The 24819-nt window shown below is 52.7% G+C and carries 18 protein-coding genes; 3 read left to right on the top strand and 15 right to left on the bottom strand.

The features are described 5' to 3' along the window. Positions 1-101: 101 nt before the first annotated feature. Together OEV59_02735 and OEV59_02730 are read left to right on the top strand one after the other, a co-directional pair. Positions 102-602 carry a hypothetical protein gene (locus tag OEV59_02735; protein ID MDH4226660.1) on the top strand — a complete coding sequence of 167 codons (501 nt, stop codon included), beginning with the start codon at positions 102-104 and terminating at the stop codon, positions 600-602. 110 nt (positions 603-712) lie between these two features. Continuing rightward, positions 713-1603: a M28 family peptidase gene (locus tag OEV59_02730; protein MDH4226659.1), complete on the top strand. Its 891-nt coding sequence runs from the start codon at positions 713-715 to the stop codon at positions 1601-1603. A 73-nt stretch (positions 1604-1676) separates the two neighbouring features. Here the strand turns inward: OEV59_02730 and OEV59_02725 are convergent, their stop codons facing one another. From OEV59_02725 to OEV59_02655, 15 genes are all read right to left on the bottom strand, one after another. Further along, on the bottom strand, positions 1677-2510 hold the full coding sequence (locus tag OEV59_02725; protein ID MDH4226658.1) for a hypothetical protein: 834 nt from the start codon (positions 2508-2510) through the stop codon (positions 1677-1679). A gap of 266 nt (positions 2511-2776) precedes the next feature. Continuing rightward, positions 2777-3538 (bottom strand): triose-phosphate isomerase, encoded by a 762-nt coding sequence (gene tpiA, locus OEV59_02720; GenBank protein MDH4226657.1) that lies wholly within the window; start codon positions 3536-3538, stop codon positions 2777-2779. A 35-nt stretch (positions 3539-3573) separates the two neighbouring features. Continuing rightward, positions 3574-4779 carry a phosphoglycerate kinase gene (locus tag OEV59_02715; protein MDH4226656.1) on the bottom strand — a complete coding sequence of 402 codons (1206 nt, stop codon included), beginning with the start codon at positions 4777-4779 and terminating at the stop codon, positions 3574-3576. A 19-nt stretch (positions 4780-4798) separates the two neighbouring features. Next, the gene (gap, locus tag OEV59_02710) at positions 4799-5806 is read right to left on the bottom strand and encodes a type I glyceraldehyde-3-phosphate dehydrogenase (protein MDH4226655.1); all 1008 of its coding nucleotides are present in this window, start codon (positions 5804-5806) and stop codon (positions 4799-4801) included. Positions 5807-5841: 35 nt separating this feature from the next. Further along, the gene (gene aroD, locus OEV59_02705; GenBank protein ID MDH4226654.1) at positions 5842-6546 is read right to left on the bottom strand and encodes a type I 3-dehydroquinate dehydratase; all 705 of its coding nucleotides are present in this window, start codon (positions 6544-6546) and stop codon (positions 5842-5844) included. Between the two features lie 138 nt (positions 6547-6684). Further along, positions 6685-7041 carry a roadblock/LC7 domain-containing protein gene (locus OEV59_02700; protein ID MDH4226653.1) on the bottom strand — a complete coding sequence of 119 codons (357 nt, stop codon included), beginning with the start codon at positions 7039-7041 and terminating at the stop codon, positions 6685-6687. 23 nt (positions 7042-7064) lie between these two features. Beyond that, the gene (gene smc, locus OEV59_02695) at positions 7065-10616 is read right to left on the bottom strand and encodes a chromosome segregation protein SMC (protein ID MDH4226652.1); all 3552 of its coding nucleotides are present in this window, start codon (positions 10614-10616) and stop codon (positions 7065-7067) included. 182 nt (positions 10617-10798) lie between these two features. Then, entirely contained in the window at positions 10799-12379 is a 1581-nt protein-coding gene (locus OEV59_02690; protein ID MDH4226651.1) for a HAMP domain-containing histidine kinase, read from the bottom strand. Then, positions 12376-13065 carry a response regulator transcription factor gene (locus OEV59_02685; protein MDH4226650.1) on the bottom strand — a complete coding sequence of 230 codons (690 nt, stop codon included), beginning with the start codon at positions 13063-13065 and terminating at the stop codon, positions 12376-12378. Before OEV59_02685 ends, OEV59_02690 begins: the two co-directional genes overlap by 4 nt. Before the next feature lie 62 nt (positions 13066-13127). Next, the gene (locus OEV59_02680; GenBank protein MDH4226649.1) at positions 13128-14681 is read right to left on the bottom strand and encodes a DUF4173 domain-containing protein; all 1554 of its coding nucleotides are present in this window, start codon (positions 14679-14681) and stop codon (positions 13128-13130) included. 475 nt (positions 14682-15156) lie between these two features. Next, the gene (locus OEV59_02675) at positions 15157-17274 is read right to left on the bottom strand and encodes a hypothetical protein (GenBank protein ID MDH4226648.1); all 2118 of its coding nucleotides are present in this window, start codon (positions 17272-17274) and stop codon (positions 15157-15159) included. A gap of 1019 nt (positions 17275-18293) precedes the next feature. Next, on the bottom strand, positions 18294-19694 hold the full coding sequence (locus OEV59_02670) for an adenylosuccinate synthase (protein ID MDH4226647.1): 1401 nt from the start codon (positions 19692-19694) through the stop codon (positions 18294-18296). A 23-nt stretch (positions 19695-19717) separates the two neighbouring features. Then, entirely contained in the window at positions 19718-20731 is a 1014-nt protein-coding gene (hisZ, locus tag OEV59_02665; GenBank protein ID MDH4226646.1) for an ATP phosphoribosyltransferase regulatory subunit, read from the bottom strand. Between the two features lie 66 nt (positions 20732-20797). Further along, positions 20798-22384, bottom strand: a complete 1587-nt coding sequence (serA, locus tag OEV59_02660) for a phosphoglycerate dehydrogenase (GenBank protein ID MDH4226645.1) — start codon at positions 22382-22384, stop codon at positions 20798-20800. A gap of 27 nt (positions 22385-22411) precedes the next feature. Further along, complete coding sequence (locus OEV59_02655) at positions 22412-23557, bottom strand: alanine--glyoxylate aminotransferase family protein (protein ID MDH4226644.1); 1146 nt, start codon at positions 23555-23557, stop codon at positions 22412-22414. A gap of 430 nt (positions 23558-23987) precedes the next feature. Between OEV59_02655 and OEV59_02650 the strand changes: the two genes are divergently transcribed. Next, complete coding sequence (locus OEV59_02650; protein MDH4226643.1) at positions 23988-24701, top strand: SIMPL domain-containing protein; 714 nt, start codon at positions 23988-23990, stop codon at positions 24699-24701. Positions 24702-24819 lie beyond the last annotated feature (118 nt).

The raw sequence follows: 24819 nt of genomic DNA, 5'->3' as shown, positions 1-24819 counted from the left end.
ACGTGCGAAGCGCTTAAGACCTTGTCTTTTGCCGGCGCGTGGAATATAATTTTACAAGTTTGTTGCGTGTGCTCAAATCGAACATGCCGGAAGGGATATTTATGGAAACAATGAATGCGGAAAAACCAACGGGCGAGCAGTACAAACCAATTGCGCCGGAGGGCGAGGGCTCTCTTGGAATGGGGATAGTCGGGGGCCTTGTTGCCGCTTTGATCGGCGGTGTGGTATGGGTGCTGGTAGTGGTTTTTACGGACACTGAAGTAGGAATTGTTGCTTGGGGGATAGGGTTTATATGCGGCCTCGGGGTTGTATTCCTTGGCAAGGGCAGGGGCGCGGCCTTTCAGATTGCGGCGGTCGCCACCAGTATATTAGGCATAGCCATTGGCAAGTATGGGGCGTATTATGTGTTTGTAAGGCGCGCCGTGATAGAGGAGTATGGAGTAGAGGTGCTCGAGAAACTCTCGCCGCTTTCCGTTGCCATGTTGTCGGCGTTCATAAATGAGGTGCCTTTGTTGTTTGGATGGTTCGATATCCTCTGGGTCGTGCTTGCCGTGGTGACAGCATGGAAGGCAGTAGGGGGAAGGATGCCGCAAGCCGCGTGAGCCTTGTGGAAGAGGCGGTTATATCTCCAATGGCGTGCGCCAGGGCCTTGGTTTCGGCCATTTGCGTACTATCCTGTTTTTTTCTATTTTCCGGTGTATCTATTGCCGCTGTGCCTGCAAACGGGCAGGCGGTTGCAGGAAGCGCGGACAAGGCGCTTCTGTACGGACACGTAAAGTTCCTCTCTACCATCCATCCACGCCGTAATCACGCGTACCCCGAAGCTCTGGATAAGGTTGCGGCCTATATACGAAAGTCCTTCGAGGCCTCGGGGTGCAGCGTGAGCGAGCAGGTATTCAAGCCCGACGGTATAATTGAGTATAGAAATGTAATCTGTTCTCTTGGCCCGGAAGATGGCGCGCTGCTTGTCTTCGGCGCGCACTACGATGTCGAAGGGTATAGCGACGGCGCCGACGATAATGCAAGCGGAGTAGCCGGTGTTCTCGAGCTTGCGCGTCTGCTTGGCGGCAGAAAAGACGCGTTAAAAAGCAGGGTGCAGCTCGTCGCATATACGCTCGAGGAACCGCCTTACTTTTCAACCGACATGATGGGAAGCGCAGTGCACGCAAAGAGCCTTAAGGAGTCGGGTCAGGAGGTACGGCTCATGGTGGCCGTTGAGATGATAGGGTATTTTACTTCGAAGCCAAAGTCGCAGCGTTACCCGGCATTCTTTCTGAAATGGTTTTATCCTTCTACCGGGGATTTCATAGCCGTTGTCGGGAGATGGGGGCAGGGCTCTATAGTGAAGCGCGTCCACCGTATTATGGCAAACGGGTCTTCTGTGCCGGTAAGTTCGCTTGGCGCCCCGCGCTCTCTTACCGGGATTGATTTTTCCGACCACAGGAGTTTTTGGAAATATGGTTTTCCGGCAGTTATGGTGACGGATACGGCGTTTTTCAGGAACCCAAACTATCATGAACTTGGCGACAGGGTAGAGACCCTTGACTTCGACAAGATGTCGGGCGTGGTGGACGCACTTTTAAGGGTCGCGCTCGAGTATTGATAGTGCTGCGTTCCAAAGAAACGGCGGCGCGTTTAAAAACGCGCCGCCGCAGTTGTTTTACGTGTGAAGGTATTTATTTGCTGCTTACCGGCATGATTGCCGTTGGAAGCCCCTTTATCACCAAGTCCACGTAGGTGCCTAAGTTGTTTGAGTCAGGGTCAGTGCCATCGTCGGAGGCGAATGCCTTTGTTATTAGCACCTCTCCGGTGGCCTTCTCTATAACCGACAATTCGAGAGAGATCTCGTCCATCATAATGAAGACGGGTATGTCGCCACCGCCACTGCTTCCGCCAAACATCATGAGCCCGATTAGCAGCACGTTTACGGCCCCAAGCGGCACGTTTGCTGCCATCTGCCCGCCGCTTATGTAGCGGCCTTTTGCCTTGACTACAACGAGAAGCTCTCCGTTTATGTCCTTGGTGTCAGAGGCCGTAAGTGGGGCCTTTGCGGCCACGCTCTTTGCCAGGCTTCTTGCCGAAGCGGTATCAGGCGTTAGCATAAACGGCGCCGAATCGGCTGTTCCGGTGGTAGAGGCCTGGGCCTTCTCATCCGCTGTCTTCAGTAAGTCGTAGGTCTTTCCGCTTGGCAAGTTTATGCCTATTGAGTTGATGCCGGGGGTATGTACCGTGTAGCCCTTTGCCCGAAGCGCTGCTACAGTGCGTTCCTCGACGGCCTTTGCTATGGACATGTTCTCTTCCGTGGCAACGATGTCATTGCCGGTTGTCTTGCCGTGTATTACGCTGCTGTCGACTATGACGGTAAGACCCTGGGCCACAGCTATCCTTCTTAGCGCCGCCTCTTCTTTTTCATTTTTTTGGGGAACATGTGCGCATCCGGCTGCGAATGCCAGCAGGGCTATCGCAACTGTTGACAGTATGGAGCTTTTCCTGAGCTTTTTGAGAATCATGGTCTGTCCCTCCTTCAGGTTAGTGGTTGGCATCTTTGAGCGGTAAGTTAAATTAGACAACACAGAGGCAGGATTGTCAACAGTTTAATGTTGGACACTGTTGTCCTGTATGGTCTGTGTTTTAAAATGTCAAAGGATTGTTACCGAAGGGCTATGGAATTTTCTTTTGGCGTGTCGAAATGGTGCGGTAAACGGCCTGCCGTGGTGCAGGTTTTTATATCCCGCCTGCTTGCAAAAGCTCCTTTGGCAGAATAAGGCGGCGTTTTTTAGACGCTTTTCTTGAAGTTTACTATCCTTGCGAAGTCGTCGGCTTTCAAGCTTGCGCCCCCCACGAGCGCGCCGTCGATGTTGGGCTCTGCCATGAGAGAGTCAATGTTGTCGGGCTTTACGCTGCCGCCGTATATTATACGCACGGCCTTTCCCGAAGCCGGGCCGCCGGTTTCGTAGATTATCGAGCGAATCGAGTTATGAATCTCTTCGGCCTGCCCGGGAGTTGCTGTTTTACCTGTGCCTATGGCCCAGACCGGCTCGTATGCGAAGGTGAGCTCTTTTATTACGCCCGGGCCAAGCCCCATAAGCGCGCTCTTTATCTGGCGGGATACGACGTCCATGGTTTTGCCGGTTTCTCTTTCGTCGAGTGTTTCGCCGACACAGACTATGGGCTTTAAGTTCATCTTTAGCGCTGCAAGGAGTTTTTTCTTGACGATATCGTCTGTGTCGCCAAAGAACTGGCGTCTCTCCGAGTGCCCGAGTATTACGTACTCGCATCCCACGTCCTTTAGCATTTCGGCCGAGACCTCTCCGGTGAATGCGCCGCTTTTCTCCCAGTGCATGTCCTGGCCCGAGAGCTTAAAGGAGCTCTCTTTAGTAAGGAAGTGAAGATGATATAGCGAGGTAAATGGCGGGGCTATGACTATCTCGACGTGCTTTGCCGCCTTGGTAAGCTCGCGAAGCTTCATCACGAGCGCTACACCTTCGGCAACGGTAGTGTGCATCTTCCAGTTGCCGGCTATGAGGGGGGTTAGCACGTATTGCGTCTCCCTTGGTTTTTGTGAAGAGGCAGTTACTTCTTAGAGGCCTTTTTCTTTAAGGCGCTTATGCCGGGTAAATCGTTACCCTGGAGAAGATCAAGGAACGCGCCGCCGCCCGTTGAGATGTAGCTTATCTTGGCGTACTCGCCGGCCCTGTGCACGGCCACGTCTGTGTCGCCGCCGCCGACTATTGTCATGGCGTATGAGTTCGCGACGTTACTTACCATTGCGAAGGTGCCTCTGCTGAAAGCGTCCATCTCGAAAACTCCCATCGGGCCGTTCCAGATGATTGTTTTGGCGTTCTGTATGGCCTCGGAAAATAGCGTCACTGTTGCGGGCCCTATATCCAGGGCCATCCAGTTCGAAGGTATTTCCTGGTATGTAACGACCTTTGTCTCGGCCGAGGCCGAGAACTTGTCTGCCACAACAAAGTCAACGGGCAGATAGAGCTTGATGTCCTTCTTCCGTGCTTTTTCTATGACAGAGAGGGCTTCCTTAAGCGCCTTTGGCTCGTAGAACGATTTGCCGACCTCGTAGTCGAGCGCTTTAAAGAACGTCAGCGCCATGCCGCCGCCGATAACGAGCTTATCGACCTTCTCAACAAGGGCCGAGAGGATGCCTACCTTGTCGGAGACCTTTTTTCCGCCTACAATTGCCACAAGCGGCCTTACCGGGTTGTCCATGGCCCTGGCAAAGTACGTAAGCTCCTTTTTCATCAGGAACCCTGCAGCGGATATTGGCACGTGCTCGGTTATGGCGACGTTCGATGCGTGCGCCCTGTGAGCCGTTGCGAATGCGTCGTTTACGTATACGTCGGCAAGTTCTCCGAGCTTTTTCCCAAACGAGTCTTCGTTCTTTTCCTCTTCAGGGTGGAACCTGAGGTTCTCAAGCAGTATGACCGAGCCCGGTGCCATGGCCTCGACCATCTTCTTTACTTCCGCGCCAACACAGTCAGGGGCAAGGAGCACTTCCTTTTCAAGCAGCCTCGAGAGCCTCTTTGCAACAGGGGCAAGACTAAGGGCCGCGACCTTTTTGCCGCTTGGGCGTCCGAGATGAGAGGCAAGGATGACCTTCGCGCCTTCGTCAAGGGCGTAGTTGATGGTAGGAAGCACGCTTCTTATGCGCGTGTCGTCTGTGATGTTGCCGTCGTCGTCCAAGGGGACGTTAAAGTCCACGCGCACGAGGACGCGCTTTTGTTTTATCTTGACGGTGTCTATGTGGTTCAAGTCCTTGTTCACGAAAGCGGCCTCCGATGTTTTATATGCCGGTCTTTGACATGTGGAGCATCAGATCCTTCATCCTGCAGGAGAAGCCCCATTCGTTGTCGTACCAGGAGAGTACTTTTACGAGGTTTCCGCCCATTACAGAGGTCAGCCCGGCGTCCACGATGGAAGAGTGGCAGTCGGCCCTAAAATCCGATGAAACGCATTCCTCGATGCAAAAGCCGAGTATGCCTTTAAGTTCGCCCTCGGAGGCCTTTTTCAGCGCGGCGTTGACTTCTTCTTTGGATGTCGTCTTTTCGACTTCGCACACAAGGTCCACCATGCTTACTGTCGGCACCGGCACCCTTATCGCGAGCCCGTCGAGCTTGCCCTTTAGTTCCGGAAGTACGAGCGCAACCGCCTTTGCAGCGCCCGTTGTCGTCGGTATCATCGAGAGCGCGGCTGCCCTGGCCCTTCTTAGGTCCTTATGCGGCAAATCAAGTATCTTCTGGTCGTTCGTGTATGCGTGCACAGTGGTCATAAGGCCCTTCTTTATGCCAAAGGAGTCGTTTATCACCTTGGCAACAGGGGCAAGGCAGTTCGTTGTGCACGAGGCGTTGGATATTATTTTATGTTTTGCCGGGTCGTAGAGCTTGTGGTTAACGCCCATGCAAAGCGTTATGTCCTCGTTCTTTGCCGGAGCCGATATTATGACGCGCTTTGCTCCTGCGTCGAGGTGCGCTGCGGCCTTGTCCCTCGATGTGAAGTGCCCCGTGCACTCGAGCACAATGTCGACCCCGAGCTCTTTCCACGGTAGCTTTGCCGGGTCGTGCTCTGCAGTGACCTTTATCTCTCTGCCGTTTACGATTATGGAATGTTCCGTTGCAGAGATCTCGCCGTCGAAGCGTCCGTACACAGAGTCGTATTTAAGCAGATGCGCGAGAGTAGAGGGCGCTGTCAGGTCGTTTATCGCGACGAACTCGAGGGACTTCTCGTTTATCGAGGCCCTTAACACGTTCCTTCCTATGCGTCCGAAGCCGTTGATTGCTATTTTTACTGCCATTTGTGCCTATACCTCCGTTTGTCTGTTGCCTACAGTCAGTTTCTGGCGTTATAGAACGCCAGTTCCTGCTTTAGCCGTTTTACCATCATCTGCCCCGGGGCAGTGGGCTCGCCAAGCGAGCCGTAGGTTATAAGAGAGCCAAGGAGCGGAAAAAACACCCGCGTCATCATGCCGTAGCGCCCCATGGCTATCACTATCAGGTCGCGGTTCGCGGTGAGAAGGGATGCGAGCCTTAGGATGTCGGCCCTGGTGTTTGCGAAAGCCGCTATCTTTACTGCGTCGGCGCCGAGCCCTCTTGCGCGCCGTATGACGTTCTTTAGCGCCGCATCTGGCGGCGTTTTCTTGAAATCGTGGAACGAGATTATAGTTTTCTTGCCGGCCCGCCGGGCTTTTCCAACGACCTCTTTTGCGATTGCCTTTGACGATAGCTCTATGTCAACGGCGTCGACGTGCGGCGTAAGGGCCGTAAAGAGCTCGAGCCGCTTTGCGGCGGTCATTTCTCTCCAGCCGCCTTCATCTTTGCTTCTTACGGTTAAGAGCAGAGGCAGGCACGGTTTTTTAAGCTTGGAGAGCGCGGCCTTCAGCTTTCCGGTATCGAGGTCGTCGAAGGTATCGAGCCTTATCTCGGCCAAGTCCGCGCCGAGGTTCTTCACCGCAGCGAGCTTTTTAGAGCCGATGCTTGTGGTTATAACGCCGCATACAGCCGCGTCCTTTGAAAGGTCTCTACCCCTAAGTTTCATTTCGCGAGGGCTGAAACGGCCGACTCCTTCGATTATTCGACGGATTTTTTACCTTTATATATTTACCCAAACCAGGCGTGTTGTCAAGGAAAATGCCGAAAAAAACAGGGTGTGATTTCGAAGAAAAAGCGGGGCGCTCTACATCTCGGCAAGGAGCCGTTTCGATGCCTTTTTGGTCTCGAACATGGCCCTGCCAAGCTGCTTGTCGCGGTCCATCGTGAGGAGCACGTAGTAGCCGTCCTTTAGCACATGCAGTATGATGCGCGAGTTGGAGGTGGATATGCCGACATGCTCGACCACTGCCTGGTTGTCGACGCGCTGTGTGGCTTCCTTTAGAAGGTTTAGTATTATGCCCTTGTGCGCGCCTAGCGCCGCAAGCTCGAGATTGGCGTCGGTCGAGTACATGTCAACGGCCTCGCCCTCCCAGTCGAGCATGATGGCGCCCTTGGCGCCTGTTCTGTCGCAGAGTTCCTTGAGTATTTTCTTGAAAGGCATGGGGTGAACCTTGCTTGTTCGCCTTAGAGTTCAACGGAGACGGTCTTCGAAACCCCGGGCTCCTCCATGGTTATGCCGTAGAGAGTATCGGCTATCTCCATGGTCCGTTTGTTGTGCGTAATCAGTATGAACTGGCTCTTCTCCGACATTTCCTTTACAAAGCCGTTGAAGCGGTCGATGTTGGCGTCGTCAAGCGGCGCATCGACTTCGTCCAAGAGACAAAACGGCGAGGGCTTTATAAGGAATATCGAGAATATCAGGGCCGTTGCGGTAAGGGCCTTTTCTCCGCCGGAGAGAAGCGTTATGTTCTGGAGCTTCTTACCGGGAGGTGAAGCCACTATCTCGACGCCGCACTCGAGCACGTCGCCTTCGCCCGTTAGCACGAGCTCTGCCTTGCCGCCGTTAAAGAAGCGCGGGAAGTTCTTTGTGAACTCGGCGTTTATGGCCTCGAATGCCTCCTGGAAGCGCTCCCTCGTAGTTCTGTTGATGCGCGTGATGGCGCTTCTTAGGCTCTCGATAGACTTCTCGAGGTCTTCTTTCTGCTCGTTTAAGAAGGTGTGTCTCTTATCAAGCTCTTCGTACTCTTCGAGCGCTCCGAGGCTTACCTCTCCCATGGAGCCTATCTTTTCCCTGAGCTCTGCTATGCGTCCGGCCATCTCTTCGGGCGTCATGGCCGTTGCGGCCTCTGTTGGCGCGTACTCGGCAAGCGAGACGCCGTAGCGTTCTATTGTATTGCTTTTCATGTTCGCAAGGGCCATCTCCGCTTCCCGTGCCTTCAAGCTAAGGGCGGATTTCTCGGCAACGGTTGCGTTTATTTCGGACGTCAGCTTTTTAAGCGCTGCCTCTGCATCTTTTACGCGAGCGTTGAAGGAGTTTAGTATCTCCTCTCTCGATGATTCGTCTTTTTTGAGTTCGTCCCTCTTTGCAAGGAGCCCTTCAAGCGCTTCCTTATGGCGAAGCGTTTCTTTTTCCTTCTCGGCAGCCTCCGTTGCCCCGGCCGATATCTCCGCTCTCTTTACCTCTATGCGGCGCTCCGACTCTGCCATCAGGCGGCTTTTCTCGGCTGCCATGCTCCTTAGATGCTCGAGTCTTTCTATTGCAGCGGCCGCCTTGACGCGGATGTCGGATGCCTCTATGGATATGGCGTCCTTTCTCGTCTTTAGCGCCAGGACCTCTTCCGTAGCCGCGATTGCCGAGCCTTCGGCGTTTTTCAGCCCGGTCTCGAAAGACTCTCTTTCCGTTGAAAGGGTGGATTTCTTCGAGCCTGCCGCATTAAGTCCGGCCTCGGTTGTCTCGAGTTCTGCCTTCAGGCTGGAGAGCCGTTCTTCGAGCCTCCTGGCCTCGTTTTCAAGTCTCTTTATTTCGCCAAGGCTGTTTACTCTGTCTATGTCCTCGGCATGAAGGCTCTTTCTGCCTGCTTCAAGGGAGGTTCTTGCCTCTACTATATCCTTGTCGAGCCGCACAAGCCCTGCCTCTGCCTCTGCAAGGGCCTCTTCGGTTGCCTTTACCTCGCCGGAGAGTTCCTTTGCTTCTCTTCTTTTGTAAAGGAGGCCGCCGTCCGAGCCGTTTGTGGAACCGCCGGTGATGATGCCCTGCGGGTCTATGAGTTCCCCGTCCGGGGTAACGAGCGTTCTTGCAACTCCGTTTTGTCTCCAGATGTCTACGGCGCGGTCGAGGGTATTAACCACAACGACGTTACTAAAGAGGTAATTTATTATCTTAGAATATCCTTCTTTAACGGTTATGCGGCTAAGCAGGTTTTCCGCGCCTTCGGGCAGCGCGTGGCCGTTGCCATTGCCGTTCCCGTTAGAGTAGGAAAGCCTTGCTTCGGTAACAGGGATAAAGCTTGCGCGGCCGGAGGCGTGGGTCTTAAGATAATCTACCGCCTCGATGCCTTCTCGGTGGCTCTGTACGATGACGTACTGGAGCCTTTCGCCAAGCACGGCCTCTACGGCGCGTTCGTAGCCCGGAGCCGTCTCTATGACGTCGGCTATCATGCCGTGCACGCCGGTTCTATTCTCATGTATGAGGCTCTTTACGCCGTCCTTTACGCCTTCCATCGAGGCGTTCATCTCGTTTAGGGCGTTTAGACGGGCGTTCTTGGTTGCGAAGCTTTCTCTTAGGGTTTCGAGGCGGGTAGCATTGTCGCCGCGCGCAGTCTCGAGGGATTTAAGCCGCTCCTCCGTTGTCTTGATGCCCGAGTCTATGGACTCTTTTCTTCTCTCGAGCTCGCTCATAGCGCCCTGTAGCATCTTAAGCGGCGATGCGTTCTCTTCGATCGCGCGCGCGGTAGAGGCTATCTCGCTTGTAAGGCGCGCAGAGCGCTCCCTTAGCGTTTCTTCTTCCTTTATAACGGCCTGAAGCGCGTGCTTTGCGTCAGCAAGTTTGGTCAGAAGCTCTATCTTCGTTGCCTCGATAGAACGTAGCGCGTCTTCCTTTGCCTTCAGCTTCGCGTCCGCGTCGTTTGCCTCGGCCTCTTTTGCGTTAAGAAGGCTCTTTTCCTCGGATGCGATCGTCTCGGCGCTCTTTATCTCGGAAGATACGAATTCGAACTCGCCCTTCATCGTATGTATCTGTGTTGAGAGCTCTTCTATGTCGCCGGAGAGCCGCTCTGCAAGGCGTTTTATTTCCTCTATCCTAAGCGCGGCGATTTCTCTTAGGCGCTCTTCTTCCTGGATGTTTCGTTCGAGGCTGGAGGTTTTTTCCCTTATGTCGCGGTATTCGTTCTCTCTGGATGTCTGCTCGAGCCTTAGCTCGTCTATGGCGCTCTGCTTTGCGCCTGCTTCTGCGCCAAGGGCCGCTTCCTTGTCGTTTGCGGCCGTTATCTCGGAGGCAAGGCGCGTAAGGTCTGCCGAGAGGCGCGCAAACTCAGCGTGCGAGTGGAAGAGGTCGAGCCCCTTAAGCTCGTCCTTTAGTATCTTATAGCGCTCGGCCTTCTTGGCCTGCCTGTTTAGCGAGTTAAGCTGTCTCTTTACCTCGGCGATGATGTCGGTTACGCGCGTGAGGTTCTCTTGCGTTGATTCGAGACGTCTAAGTGCCGCGTCCTTTTTGTGCTTATATTTGTTTATCCCGGCTGCTTCCTCGAATATCTCTCTTCTTTCTTCCGGTTTGGCGTTTACGAGCCATCCGACCTGGCCCTGCTCTATAATGGAGTAGGCCCTGGTGCCGATGCCCGTGTCAGTGAAGAGCTCGACGATGTCCTTTAGGCGCGAGGGGACCTTGTTTATGGCGTACTCGCTCTCGCCGTCCCTGTAGAGGCGGCGCTGAATTTCTATTTCAGAGAAGTTCGCGTACGCGGCAGGCGCTGCTCCGTTGTCGTTTGCGAGGGTGAGCGTTACCTCCGCCATACCGACCTGCTTTCTCGATTCGCTTCCGCCGAAAATCAAATCCTCCATGTGCTTGCCTCTTAGGTGGCGCGCGTTGTGCTCGCCAAGCACCCAGCGTATGGCATCTACGATGTTACTCTTGCCGCAGCCGTTTGGCCCTACGATGCCGCTTACACCTTCGTGAAAGGCAAAGGTCGTCCTGTCGGAGAAGGACTTGAAGCCGTGTATGGTGAGCTTTTTTATCTTCATTGTTAGGAGGTTTTTATCCCGTCTTTTGTATCGTTGAACGTAAGAGTAGCAAAGTTCATTTGCTTTGTCAAAGGAAAAAATACCACAGAAAGTATAATTTTTCTAAATGGCCACAATATGTAGGGGGTGGGGCAATGACCTGATTTTGTTGAGGTTTTTGGGGTGTGTCTGTAAAAAACCTGTTATGAAGGCCTTTTGGGAAGCGTTATGGAGAAGGTTGTCTCGGCCCCGGGTGTGCTCTGTGCGCTTATGGTGCCGCCGTGCGCATCCACGATTGATTTGACTATAGTGAGCCCAAGCCCCGTGCCCCCGGTCTTTCTGCCTGTTGTAAAGAAGGGCTCGAATACGTGTTCAAGGTTCGCTTCGCTTATGCCCCTGCCGTTATCGCTCGTGGTAAGCGTGACAGTGCTGCCGTTATTGGCGGCTGCTATCCTGATAGCAGCCGCCTCGTTTGCTATTGCGTTGTCTATGAGGTTGATGAATATCGTCTCGAGCATCTCCGTGGCCGCAGGGATGCTCATGCCATGCGACGCCGGACGGAATTCGAAGGCAACACCCATGCCTTCGTACTTTGTTTTTATAAGGGCGAAGAGGGCGGATGCATCGGAAGACTCGTCCTTTGGCTTTAGCATATCGGCCCTGGCAAGCTCTGTTAGCTTTTCGGTTAGCCTTTCAAGGCGCTTTGCATCCAGCCGTATCATCTCGAGGAATTTTTCTTTCTCCTCTTTGCTCATCTCCTCCATGTGCTCTTTTAAGAGCTCGACCGTTGCAAGTGTCGAGGCAGTGGGCGTCTTGAATTCGTGAGAGACGCGCACGGCAAAGTCCCTTATGTAAGAGGCCCTTTTTTCGACCGCCTCGGCCATCCTTATCATGCTCTCTGAGATAAGCTCTATTTCCAAAGGCGCCGGGCTTCTAAGCGGCGGCGGCGTTTGAGAGCGCATGACAGCCTCGGCCTGCGCTATGAGGGACTCAAGCGGCCTCGTTATGGCGTACGCGGACGCGAACCATATAAGGAGCGTAAGGGCGATTGCGAGAATAGCTGCGTAGAAAAACGTGTTCAACTGCGAATAAAGCGTTTTTGATAAGCTCTCCGGCGTCCTCGACATGTACACGGCACCGATGACGCGGTTGTCTACCGTTATCGGCATTGCGGTGAATACGCGCACCGCGGTCCTTCTGCTTACGGAGGAGAGGGCTGGCTTCGGGCCGTCCGAGTTTCTTTTTCTTAGAACGCTTGTGAAGGAGCCGGTAAGGGCTTTGTCCACCTCTTCGATGCCAGAGAGCGAGAGCCCGAGTTCGTCTCTTCCGGCAACGACCGTGCCGTTATAATCGAGCACGCGTATGCCGGCAAGGGTTTTCTTCTGCGCCTCGGTAAGGATTGGAGAAATGTCTTTGCCTATCAAGATAGCGCGCGCGTCGGCCTTTACTCCCGGGTTTGCGGCCGCGCGGTCTTCGAGTATCGCAGCACTTGCAAGGTCTATTTGCGGGTTAACGGGGGTGAGCGCGCCTTTTTCCGTTTCTATGACGCCTGCTGGCGCGAGGTTTGGCCTGCCGTAAGTTGAAAAGTTCTTTATATGCTTTGCTGCGGCCTGCTTATACGCCGCCTCGATGAACGCGGACTGGGCAATGAGCTCTGCCTCGGTCCTTCTGATAAGCTCGCCGTCGTAGATGCGCGCAGAGTATATTACCGCTACGGGCACGGCAAGTACCGCGGCATTAACGAGAAGGAGCATGCCTTTGATGCTAAATATCCCTTTTTTCATTCGCAGCCGCCTATGCGGTACCCGACGCCGCGCATGGTCTCGATTATGTCCTTTGCCCCGGCCTCTTCGAACTTTGCCCTTACGTGGCGCACGTGGCTGTCGATGGTCCTGTCGTTTACGTGCACGTCGTTCTTATACACCAAGTCCATCAGGTTGTCCCGTGAAAATACTTTTCCCGGCCGCTGCATGAGGGTCAAAAGAAGAGAGAACTCGGTTGCAGTAAGCTCGATTGGAGTTTTCTTCCAGAGCGCGGTCCTTCCCTCGGTGTCGAGTGTTAAGCTGCCGTGCCTTAGGCGTTCCTCTTTTGGTGTAAGCGCGGCCCCAGAGGCGCGCTTTAGTATTGCGTTTACGCGCGCAACCAGTTCCCTCGGGCTAAACGGCTTTGTTACGTAGTCGTCGCCGCCAAGCTCAAGCCCCACGACGCGGTCTATTTCATCGGAGCGCGATGAGAGAAACAGTATCGGCACGGACGACCTTTTACGTATTTCTCTGCACACCTCGAGGCCGTCTTTTTCGGGCATCATTACGTCGAGTATTACGAGCGAGGGCTTCTCGCGCGTAAAGAGAGAGATGGCCTCTGCCCCGTCCTCGGCAGATATCGCGCGAAGCCCGGCCTTTTCAAGGGCAAAGCGCGCCACTTCTCTTATGTGCGGGTCGTCGTCTGCTATGAGCACGGTGTGCGGCATCATGGTCTCCGTTGTCTTTATACCGGCAGAGTAATTATATAATAATCAAGCCGCGCGTTCACTTATTTTGTGACAGCGGCGCGCCTCTCGGAAGTATCGGCCTTTGTGACGAATGCGAGCAGGGCTCTTCGCCTCACTGTCATGGTGCCGAAGCTGCCGGTCGTTTGCCGTAATTCTTTTACGAGATAGTCTCTTGCGTAGACAGTCTCGGTGAATTTAGTGTCCGTAAGCTTTGCCGTATCTATGTACTTTGTCAGCGCCGGTATTGCCTCCGGGCCGAGCTTTCTTAGGTACTGCACGTCGAGTGTCAGCCCTGTGCCCTCGACCTCGAGGCTGTGCGCGACGTTATACGAGGCGATAAAGCCGCGAAAGTTTACAAAGAGTGATACCACCAGCACAGCAAGAACTGCAGCGCCGTTGGCATTGACGAGCCATGAGTCGGACTTGTTCTTGTATATGCGTATGACGAGGAGAGTAAGGCCCGCTGCAACAAGCCCCATCCACACGAGCGCGGCCACGCGAAAGAGAGTTAGCGAGTACGCTTCTATATAGAGCACTGTCCTTAGCGCGGATGTGAACACGAGAAATATATTCTGCGCTATCCAGAGAGAGAGGAGTTTCTTAACGAGCGCGGACTTGGATGAATCGCTTCCGGGCTTTACAGCAAGCACTGTGAACGCTCCGGCAAGGAGCGCTGTGAATATGAGAATGTACGCGCCTCTGTGCGCGTATTCGGCGAATGTAAAGCCCGGGGGAAGCGCTGCGTTGCCAAGCAGGTAGACGCAGTCCATGGCCGTCTGAACGAGGAATATGGCGTTGAATGCAACCAGGGCGCGCGTAAGAGAGGCAGGGCAGGAGAGCTTGTCCTTTAGCGTCCTGCCTTTTTTGTCCGCGAACGCTTCTTCGTAGAATATGTGGCCCTTCGGCTCCGTGAGCCTGAACCCTTCGGTAGCAAGGAGCGGCCAGCAGAGCATGGCGGTCATAAGCCAGAAAAACACCCTGAACGGGTCCACGAGCGCGTTCCACGCCCACGTGAGGCCGCGCGACAGCGCGCTCTCGATTAGCGGGTTGGCTATTGCAAATAGCATTATGAAGGTAATCGAAAAAAGGGCCGCAGGCACCCAGAACACAGTGGACTTAAGCGCGCCGCCGCGCATACTTTCTCTCGCGCTGCGCTTTAAGTCCGGCATAAGCTTGTAAAAGAAGCGGGGCAGGAACTTTACGATGTTGTTTGCAAGCGACTCGGTGTCGAAGTACCTGCCTGTTGCGTTTGGAAGTAGCGCCAGCGCTATTGCCCCTGCCACTGAGAGCGCGAGCGTCAGCATGGACGGCTCGATAGCGCATGAGAGGGCAAGCGCTGCGTTTAGCGTAAAGAGCAGGTTACGCGCGCTGCGGCGTTCTTTTAGCTCGCTCCACCTGGCAGCTGCGATTGCGGCGTTAAGTACTATGAAGAACGCCCCGGCGCTCCATCCGGCGTAGGCAATCGAGTACGCCTTGGAGCTCCACTTTGGCGCGTAGTTGTAGAGAAGCTGGTCGGTTATCGCCACTACTGCCATAAGCAGCAGCAGCCTCGTTCCCTTTGGCGCGGCCTGTGCGTCTTCGCGGATATTTTCCATAACGTGTCCTCCGTGATTGGGTTTGTTGTTACGCCGATATCTTACATTTCCAATATGGAGGGAGTGTGGAGGGCTTATGGAAAGTTTGTGGCAGAGTAAACCCGCGATTTTGGCGTCATACTTCGTTATCACGGCGTTTTTGTTCCTCGACGTATCGGACGTGTGATACGCCTGCGGACAAAAACGCCGTGCTGCCACGTCTGACACCAAACTTGCGGGTTTATGATGGGGTAAAGACCGCTTCTTCGTCTGACGCGAAATCCCGTATCAAGCACGGGACATGCTTGGCGATTTTTGAGAGGTGTGGTAGAATTGAGGCGGTAAAGAATGGTGGGCGGTGCCCGCCCTACGGCTTATGCCACGTGTAGTTAGTGAGGTTGGTTTGTTATCCTTCTTCCCGCTGCAATTTGGGAAGAGGGCTTTTGTTTTTAGATGTGCGCGGCGGAGGCTGTAGATTTAACAGATAATCCGTATATTATTTTACGGATTTTTTACTTGTGGCGCCTGAAGTGGTGGTTGGTGGTTTTGGGTCGCAAATAGTACCTATGTGTTTGGTTATCTCTTCCTGGCAGTTAAAGTGCTTTCCCGTAAGATGGTATAGCTCGTTGTAGAAAAGTTTCTCGCCCTCTTTTATGGAGCAGTCTTGGTTTGTGCTCTTTTTGTTTTTAAGTTCCGTGTATAATAGACATATTTTATCCTTGACAGTGCCTTGTCCTTCAAGTTTACGCAGCACGGCGCGTTCTTTGTTGTAGCTGTTGTGAACCTCTGTCAGTGCTGTTTTCAGTTTTTCGATGTCAGCCGTGGCTTGCATGTCGGTTATTTTTTTGTTGAATTCCTCCGCACTTGTTTTCAGTTTTAGGTGCGCCGGCGTGCCTTCGCCGCCAAGCGATCTGCTAATTGTAAATACTATATTTGTATGTGTGGGGTATTGCGCAAGGAACGTGTAGGCAGTCGGGTACATTATCACAGGGTACTCGAAGTAAAGCGTATCGCCGGTTTTAATGACTTCCCCAAAACCGTTTGTTCCACTTATGTAAGAATCTGTGTCCTCACCCGTATTTGTGGAAAGTTGCGGCTCCACACGACGAGAATCATCATAGATGCCTTTTACTGCGTCTACGATGCATTGGGCAACATCTACTACGCCAAGGTTTACATTTTCGTTGTAGCCGAGTTTGACCTCGCGCTCTCTTTTTGCTTCTGGGCCGTTAACGTAGTTGTCAAGAATTCCGTTAAATATTTCCCTATCAGTATAGTTACACTTATATTGAGAGCTAATGCTTTTTTGTATCCCATACATTGGACAACTTTTTTGTGCGCTATCTTTACTCCATACCCCAAAGGTCGATAGTGTGATTGCCGAATTGCCTTCCCGTATACCGCCGTAGAGTGTCTTTTTTTCGCCTGCGAGTATGTTTGTTAAGGGGGGGCGTTGGTTCTCCGGTGTTTCACACTTGGTCCCTGTGTAGTTCAATTCGGGATATGGTAAGTAATTGTAAGTTTTAAATATTCTCGATGAATATGTGTCATACCGCATGTCGTTTATTGAAATCGGTGACGTCGATACGCGGGCCTCTTCTCCTATGTTTTTATCGGTAAATCTGTCGGATTGCAGCATCACCACGTATTTGCCGTAAAGTAGCGGGGCGGTGGCGAATTGGGACGGCGTGTCGCTGCCAGGGACCCTTTTAAGTGAAAACCTCTGGTCCAAAATGATGTCGTCGCTATTCATGCTTAAAAGCACATCCATGAGTTCCAATGGTATTGCTGTTGCCGTTGCTGTTCCTGGTTTTAGCGTTGTAGCGACGTTTGCGATTTTGCGAATAAGTATTTTGGTCTCTTCGTTTTCAACCTTGTCTATTTCTATCATGACTAATCTTATTTTAAGGTTGTCACCCTTTATTGTTATAGGGCCTATCATGGGCCAGTCTTCGGCATTCAGAAAAGAACCGCTGGTCTGTCCCTGACTGCCGTATATAAGGATATCGTCCCTTGAATCGTTGCCGCTTTCAAAGGACAGGACAAGCGCTATTTCTCCCTTTTTTTGTTCTGAAGACCAAGGCCATATACTTTTCTTTTCCTTAAAATATTTTATAAACGCTGAGTCCAGCGTGATAGTCACAAGGTCGTCATTTGTGACAGTGTTTTGAGGGCAGTACAGGCCGGCCGTGTCCATCTTATGGCGAAGTTTTACAAAGCGGCCAATATCTTCAGGTAACCAGCTAGCAACGTCATTTTGTATTTTTTGGCTATGTTGCTCGGGTGTTTCTTTGTTGGGCGGCGTAAGTTCGGGTGCATCTGTACCGGCTGCTGCGGATGGGGCGGGCAGTACTGCAGTCGGCGAGGGTGGGGCTGTTTTTGGATTGTTTGCTGCAGGTGCGGCTGCCTCTTTGTCAGCCGAATCGGATGTCACTCCGTTGGTGAGTGGCGGGCAAGCTTTTGGGTTGTCAACCCTTAGTAATGTTACAGTGCCGGTGTGCATGCCTTGGTCGTAAAGTCCTGTTTTGGTCTTGGTTGAGCTGCATCCGGCTACAATCAAAATAATGATTGATAATGCTATATGGTAGAATGCTGTTTTTCTTGGTGCTGGCATGTGGTCCTCGTCGTTTTATGATTAGTTGTGGTGTTTAATTTTCCGGTTCAAGCGTGCTTTGTGGCGGTGTTGTAGTGTTATCATCTAATGCCGGTAAGTGGTGTTTGTCGGCTGGTTTTTCCATCATAGACGGCGTGGTAGATTTTGTTTTTGGAGCAGGCAGGTGTGCACAGCCGGAGCATATTATTAACGAAAAAACAATAAGCCCTGTAGAGTATAATATTTTTTTTGTCGAGGTGATCATTGATGAACTCCTTGGCATGTTAAACTTTTAGCCATATATAGGAATCTATGGTCTTTGAATAGTTTCTTTTTTTATACGAATCTCATCATCCTCTTCTGGTGCTGGTAGCTTGTGAGCTGGGGTTAGGGTCCCACTATCTTTTTTATGTCCCTTAGGTTTTTTAGGTTTATTGGGTTCTGGGGACGGTAAATGTGCGCATGTTAAACAGTCTGATGGTGATATTTTTGCTGGAGCTGGAGCCGGAGCTGAAGGCACGGGTGGTTTTGTTGGCGATACAGTCGGTGGTGCTGATGATTTGTCAGCTGCCGATGATTCGGCGGCATATGTGTGCGTCTGGCTCAGAAATGTGATGGATATTATGAGTAAAAGCAATGTGAACGTAAATAGAATTGGGTTGTTTTTTAAGCATGAGAACATAATTAGCTCCTTGCTTGATAAAATGTTCTATTGTTGCCCAAAGTCGATATTCGTATTTAATTTTTAGTTAGCAGAAAGGAATGGCACTACTATGCAAAATAGTAGTAGAAAGAATAATTGTTGTCAAGATTTATTTTACATGATTTGTCGAAATGTAACTGTTGGTAGGGTTTTTGCTGCAGAGATGGTGTTTGTGGCAGCAATGTTGCTATTTTTTTTGACCCAACAAAGCGGTAAGTTTGCCGTTAGGCAAGGCGCACGGAATTTTTGACCGCAGGCGTATAACGTCCGATACGTCGAGGATCAAAAATTTTCGTGCAACGAAGCATCACGGCAAAATCGCCGCTTTCGTAGCCTGCTATCTGAACGGGTCTTCCCGGAAGATGACACTATTACGTTCCGCGCCAACAGATACGATAATCACCGGCACGCCCGTTACTTTTTCGATTGCCTTTATGTACTGCTTTGCGAGGTTGGGAAGCCTTGCAAAGTCTTTAACCCCGTGTGTGGGCGCCATCCACCCCTTGAAGCTCTCGTACACAGGTGTGCAGTCTTTAAGTATGTGCGGCTCGGACGGGAATTCCGTCAAAACGGTGTTCTTATACTTGTATCCGGTGCAGATTTTTATCTCGGCTATATTATCCAGAACGTCCATCTTTGTAATGATAAGGCCCGAGAGCCCGTTTAGCCTTGCTGCGTAGCGTACGGCCACGGCGTCGAACCAGCCGCACCTTCTCGGCCTTCCTGTTGTAGAGCCGTACTCGCCGCCCTGTTCCCTTAAGTTGTCGCCGTCCTTTTCGAATAGTTCTGTTGGGAAGGGGCCTTCTCCGACCCTTGTTGCGTAGGCCTTGGCAACGCCAACGACCTTGTCTATGAGTGTGGGGCCGATGCCGCTTCCAACCGCTGCCTCTCCGGCTATGGTGTTACTCGATGTGACGAACGGGTAAGTGCCGAAGTCAACGTCCAGGAGCGTGCCCTGCGCGCCTTCGAATAGGACCGCCTTCTTCTCGCGGATGCGGTTATTGATGTACACCGAGGCGTCTATTATAAAGGGCTTAAGCTTCCTGCCAAACTCAACATACGCCCCGAAGATGTCGTCGGTAGAGAAGCCGCTTTCGTTAAGAAGCGTTTTGAAGTACTGGTTTTTCTCTTTAAGATTTGCTTCGAGCTTTGCCTTGAACTCGCTCTCGTTTAAAAGGTCTCCGACACGTATGCCGCATCTCGATACCTTGTCCTCGTATGCCGGGCCTATGCCGCGCCCTGTGGTGCCGATCTTGGATGAGCCTCTTAGCCTCTCCTTTGCCGCGTCGAGTTTCTTATGGTAGGGCATGATGACGTGCGCGTCTTTGCTGATTAGCAAATCGTCGGCATTGAAGCGGCCCTTTGCCTTCAGGTTGTCGATTTCCTTTAGTAGCACCTCGGGGTCGACTACCACGCCGTTTGCAATGACGCATTTTTTCCCTTTGTGCAGTATGCCCGAGGGGATGAGGTGGAGTATCGTCTTTTCGCCGTTTACGATGACGGTGTGGCCTGCGTTGTTGCCGCCGTGGTAGCGTACCACCACATCGGCCTTTTCGCTAAGTATGTCGACGATTTTGCCTTTACCCTCGTCGCCCCACTGCGCGCCGATTATGACGACGTTCTTCGATGCACCGCGCGAGGTTTTTACCGCTTTTTTTACCGTTGTTTTCCCGGTTGCCGAGGCCGTGCTTTTTTTGGCCGCCTTTTTCTGGGCGGATGTCTTCTTTGTCTTCGCCATTTTGTCTTCTTTTTTAGAGGAAGTTATTTTTTGTCGAGCGCTGTTACGAGGTTCGCCATGTTGAAGGCAAACCCTGTTGATTTGGCCGGGAACCCGTACTTCGCCGTAAGGGTGTCGTAGCGTCCGCCGCTAAGGATCGGCTCGCCGACATTCGCGGCGAACCCTTCGAAAATTATGCCCGTATAGTAGTCCAATCCTCTGACCTCGCCCATGTCCACGGTTACGTATTCTTTATAGCCCTTTTTCTTCACTATTGCAAGGATTGACTGCACGTACTCGAGAGATTCAGTGAGCTCGCTCATGCCCTTTACGAGCGAGAGGGCGTTTTTTACCGCGTCCGCGCCGCCGTAGAGTGTCGGGAGCGCCATGAAAAGCTTTTTATTCTTGGGTGACGGCTTTGTCTTAAGAAGCTCGAGCGTGTTCTCGAGGGTCGAGGAGTCCTTCTTGGCTATTGCTTCCTTGATGACGAGCTTTTCCTCAAGAGAGATGTCGAGCCTTAAAAGCGCCTTTTTCACAAACCCCACGTCGCCAAGGTCTATGGTGAACTTCTTGATGCCGGACTTTTTCATGGCCTCCGCTGCCATGACTACCATCTCCGCGTCCATCTCGGGCGTTGCCTCTGCGGATATGAGCTCCGCGCCTATCTGGAGCACCTCTCTTGCCTTTGCAGAGCCGCCGTTATTTGAGGAACGGATTACGTTTTCGTTATAGTAGAGCCGAAGGGGCAGGGGGCAGTCCTTCATTCTGGTTGCAACGACCCTTGCGATTTGCGGCGTGATGTCGGGCCTTATGGCCATGACGCGGCCGCTCTGGGCGTCTATGAACTTTAGAAGGTCGTTTCTTAGCTGCTCTCCGATGCCAAGAGAGAGCACGTCGACGTATTCGAGTAAAGGCGTTATTACGCGGCCGTACTTGAAACGCCGAAAGACCGCCGTAATGGCGGCCTCGGCCTTTGCAATCTTTTCCGCTTCTTCCGGGAGTATGTCTCGTACGCCCTGCGGAAGCGATATCGCCTGGTTTTTTCCGGTGTTCGTCATTTCAAGTTGCGCGTTCCCCGCAATCCTCAGCGATACCGCCTCGCGGCGTTTAAAGGAACTACGGTGTTAGAGTTTTACTGCCTTTGCCGATATCATGTGCGGGAGCTTTTTTAGCTTATCCGACACGTCCTTTGAGAGCGGGCCGTCTATGCTCCATACACTTACCGCTTCTCCGCCGGCCTTTGCCCTTCCAAGGTGCAGCCTTGCGACGTTTACCTTGTTCTCGCCAAGTAGCGTGCCGACATTTCCGATGACCCCGGGCTTGTCCTCGTTATGGAGGATAAGGAGGTTACCTTCTGGCACGGCGTCGAGGAAGAACTTGTCGAGCTTTACAAGCCTTGGCTCGGACTTTCCAAAGAGAGCGCCCTCTACGAGTTGCTCCTTGCCGGAAGCCTTTACGGTTATGGTTACGGAGCTTGCGAAGTCTATTGCCCTCGAGCTCTTTGTTTCGCTTACTTTGATGTTCCTGTCCTTTGCAAGGCTCGATGCGTTTACGAGGTTTACGCCCACGTCCTCCATGACGCAGCTAAGGAGCCCCTTAAGCACCGCCGTTGTTATGGGCGCGGTGTTATGGCCGACCACTTCGCCTGCGTACTCAATTGAGACCTCTTCGATGCCGCCGCTAAGGAGTTGGCCCTGCAGGCTTCCAAGCTTCTCGCCAAGGGTGATGTACGGCCCGATTGCGGCAAGCACGTCTCCGGATACGCTTGGCACGTTTACCGCGTTCCTTACAGTTCCGGTCGTAAGATAGTCCACCATCTGCTCTGCAACCGCTATTGCGACGTTTTCCTGCGCCTCGAAGGTCGATGCGCCAAGATGCGGCGACATGATTACCTCTTCGAGAGCAAGCAGCGGGTGGTCCTTTGGCGGCGGTTCCTGCTCGAACACGTCGAGCGCGGCTGCCGCGACCTTCTTATTCTTTATGGCCTCTAGAAGGTCCTGCTCGTTGACGATTCCGCCTCTGGCGCAGTTGATGAGCTTTACGCCCTTCTTCATCTTGTCAAAGGCCTCTTTGTTGACGATGTTCTTCGTTTCCTTTAGAAGCGGCACGTGTATGGAGAGAAAATCGCTCTTCTCGTAGAGCTCTATGAGAGATACGAGCGTGATGCCCATCTTCTCGGCTGCCTCCGTCGATATGAACGGGTCGTAGGCAATGACGTTCATCTTTAGGCCTTGGGCCCTGTTTGCAACTACACTTCCGATGTTACCGACTCCGAGTATGCCAAGTGTTTTCCCGGTAAGTTCTGTGCCTTCGTACTTCTTCTTTTCCCACTGGCCCCTTTTCATCGAGGCCGTTGCCTGCGGAATGTGCCTTGCAAGCGATACCATCATGGCGATGGCGTGCTCTGCCGTGGTTACGGTGTTGCCGCCGGGCGTGTTCATTACGACCACACCTTTTTTCGTGGCAGCCGGGACGTCTATGTTGTCGACACCCGTGCCGGCGCGGCCTACGACCTTTAGGTTCGTCGCCGCTTCGAGGATTTCCGCCGTTACCTTGGTCCTGCTCCTTACTGCCAGGCCGTGGTACTGGTTTATGGTCTTTTTAAGGTCTTCGGGCGTGATCTTCGTATCTACGACGCACTCGATGCCCTTTGCCTTCTTGAATATCTCTACAGCCGCTTCCGAGAGGCTGTCGCTTATAAGTACCTTCATCTCGCTTTTACGCTCCGTAATTGTTTTTTATTTGTAGCCTTCGAGAAGTATCTTCTGTGCCGCGGCAACACCCTTGCCGAATTCGACCTTGTGGCCGTGCTTACTTAGCGCCATCTCGATTGCCGATACGGCGATTATCATGTCGAATGTGTCGATGTAGCCAAGGTGCGCGATCCTGAATATCTTGCCCTTTAAGTGGTCCTGGCCGCCTGCCATCGTGACGCCAAGGGTATCGCGCATGTACTTAACAAGCTTTCCGCCGTCAACGCCCTCTGGTACGTACACGCCCGTTGTTGCGAAGCTTGGGGCGTCAGGGGCAAGGAGCTTAAGCCCAAGGGCCTTCATCGCCTCTCTTGCGGCGCGTCCGAGCCTTTCGTGCCTTGCAAACGTGTTCTCAAGGCCCTCTTCCTTTATCATGAGAAGGGCTTCCCTGAGGCCGATGATTAGCGATACGCCAGGGGTGTAGGCGGTCGTCTTGTCCGCCATGTTCTTTCTTTCCTTCTTAAAGTCGAAGTAGAAGCGCGGACACTTCGATGTCTCATTGAACTTCCATGCCTTTTCGCTAAGTGCTACGAAGGCAAGGCCCGGCGGCAGCATGAACGCCTTCTGGCTTCCGGATACGAGCACGTCTATGCCCCACTCGTCCATGGGGAGCGACATGACGCCGACTGCAGTAATGCCGTCTACGATAAGAAGACAGTTCTTATCCTTCGTAAGCGCTGCGATTTCCTTTACCGGATGCTGCACGGTAGTTGAGGTCTCGCTTGCCTGGCAGAATACGCCTTTTATATTGGCGTTCTTATCGAGAGCTTCCTTTACTGCCTTCGGGTCTACGGCATTGCCCCACTCTACCTTTATTTCTGTTACCTTAAGCCCGTATGCCTGGGCGATCTTTGTCCACCTTTCGCCGAACTTTCCGGCGTTTATCGTAAGCACTTCGTCTCCGGCGTTGAAGAGGTTCGTGACCGAGCCCTCCATGGCGCCTGTTCCCGAGGCCGCGAGTATGAGCACGTCCTGCTTGGTCTGGAACACATATTTTAAGAGCTCGCACGTTTCCGCGAATATTGCCGAGAACTGCGGGGTTCTGTGGTGCATCATGGGTTGAGCCATGGCGAGGAGCGCTCTTTCGGGTACAGGGGTGGGCCCCGGCGCCATCAGGAAATGCTTTTTCATACGGCGGAAATCCTCCTTTTTCTTTTCGGTTAGGGGTTAGGTGCGTTTTAGGCCTTTTAGTCCAAAAAGGTAAGCCTAACAGAGGTTTTGGGGCCTGTCAAGAGGGAAGTATAGCCCCCCGCGATTTTGGCGTCATACTGCGTTATCGGGGCGTTTTTGTTCCTCGACGTATTGACGACATACGCCTGCGGACAAAAACGCCCCGTTGCCTCGTCTGACACCAAACTTGCGGGGGGTGACGGTTTTTAAGGTAATTTCAGCCTCGTCTGACAGGCTTGCAGGTTTGTGGAGGTGGTAATCTGCCTGTTTCAGACAGATTACCCAATAAAGCGGCAACGTGGCGCGTCCAATGTATAATAGGTAGCATAGCCGGGTAGGGCAAGGCTGTGGATAAGTCCGGCGTGCTGCCAAACCAAGGAGGAGGTTTCCAATGAAAAGACTTTTTTATGTTGTTTTCGTACTGATGTTGGTTTTGAGTGTTCCTGCCATCGGGATGGCAGGGCAAGACGACGGGCGGCGTACCGTCATGGTCCAGGACTTTGCCGAGGGCGAGCTTGATGCCGAGTACGCTACCGTATCGCTCGATGTAACGCATGTAAGCGAGAAAAGCGCATCCGAGAGCTACGAGGCTACCGTGACAACAATGAAAAAGCTCTATGCCTCGCTTAAAAAGACGGGCATGAAGGAAGACGATATCAAGAAGTCACTGATAGTACAACGCATGAGGCGCGATTACAGGAACGAGGATGGAAAGTTCGTGCCCGGATACTTTTCTACCGTGCTTCTTGAAATTACGTTAAAGGATATCGGTATGCTCGGCAGCGTGTATGCCGCGTTGTCAGGCTTTGATAGCGTTACAATTGGCCGTACCGCATTCAAGCGCCACGACGAGGCCGGGCAGAAGGAAAAGCTCCTTAAAAAGGCCCTTCTTTCGGCAAGGGCCAGGGCAGAGGTCATGGCAAAGACGCTCGACGCCGCGGTAGGAGAGGCTTTGCAAATCAGCGCTACCGACATGTCGGAGCAATACCAAGGCCCTGCGTTTGGCATGGTGTCTTATAAGGGCGCGCCCAGTGACGACGTCGGAGGCGATTACGGCAGGCGCAGGCTTAAGATAATGGTCAATGTTTCGTTCGAACTTAAGTAAGGGGCCGGTATTACATTGCTTTGAAAAAAGCAACCAGATGCTTTACGGTGTTCTCGTGGCATGAATGGGCAACGGGCGTATGGCCGGCGCTTTGCAATTCGTTTGACGATTATCCGAA

It is taken from the genome of Deltaproteobacteria bacterium (assembly GCA_029858205.1).
Lineage (GTDB): Bacteria > Desulfobacterota > GWC2-55-46 > GWC2-55-46 > DRQE01 > JAOUFM01.
This window is presented reverse-complemented; position numbering and strand designations above follow the sequence as displayed.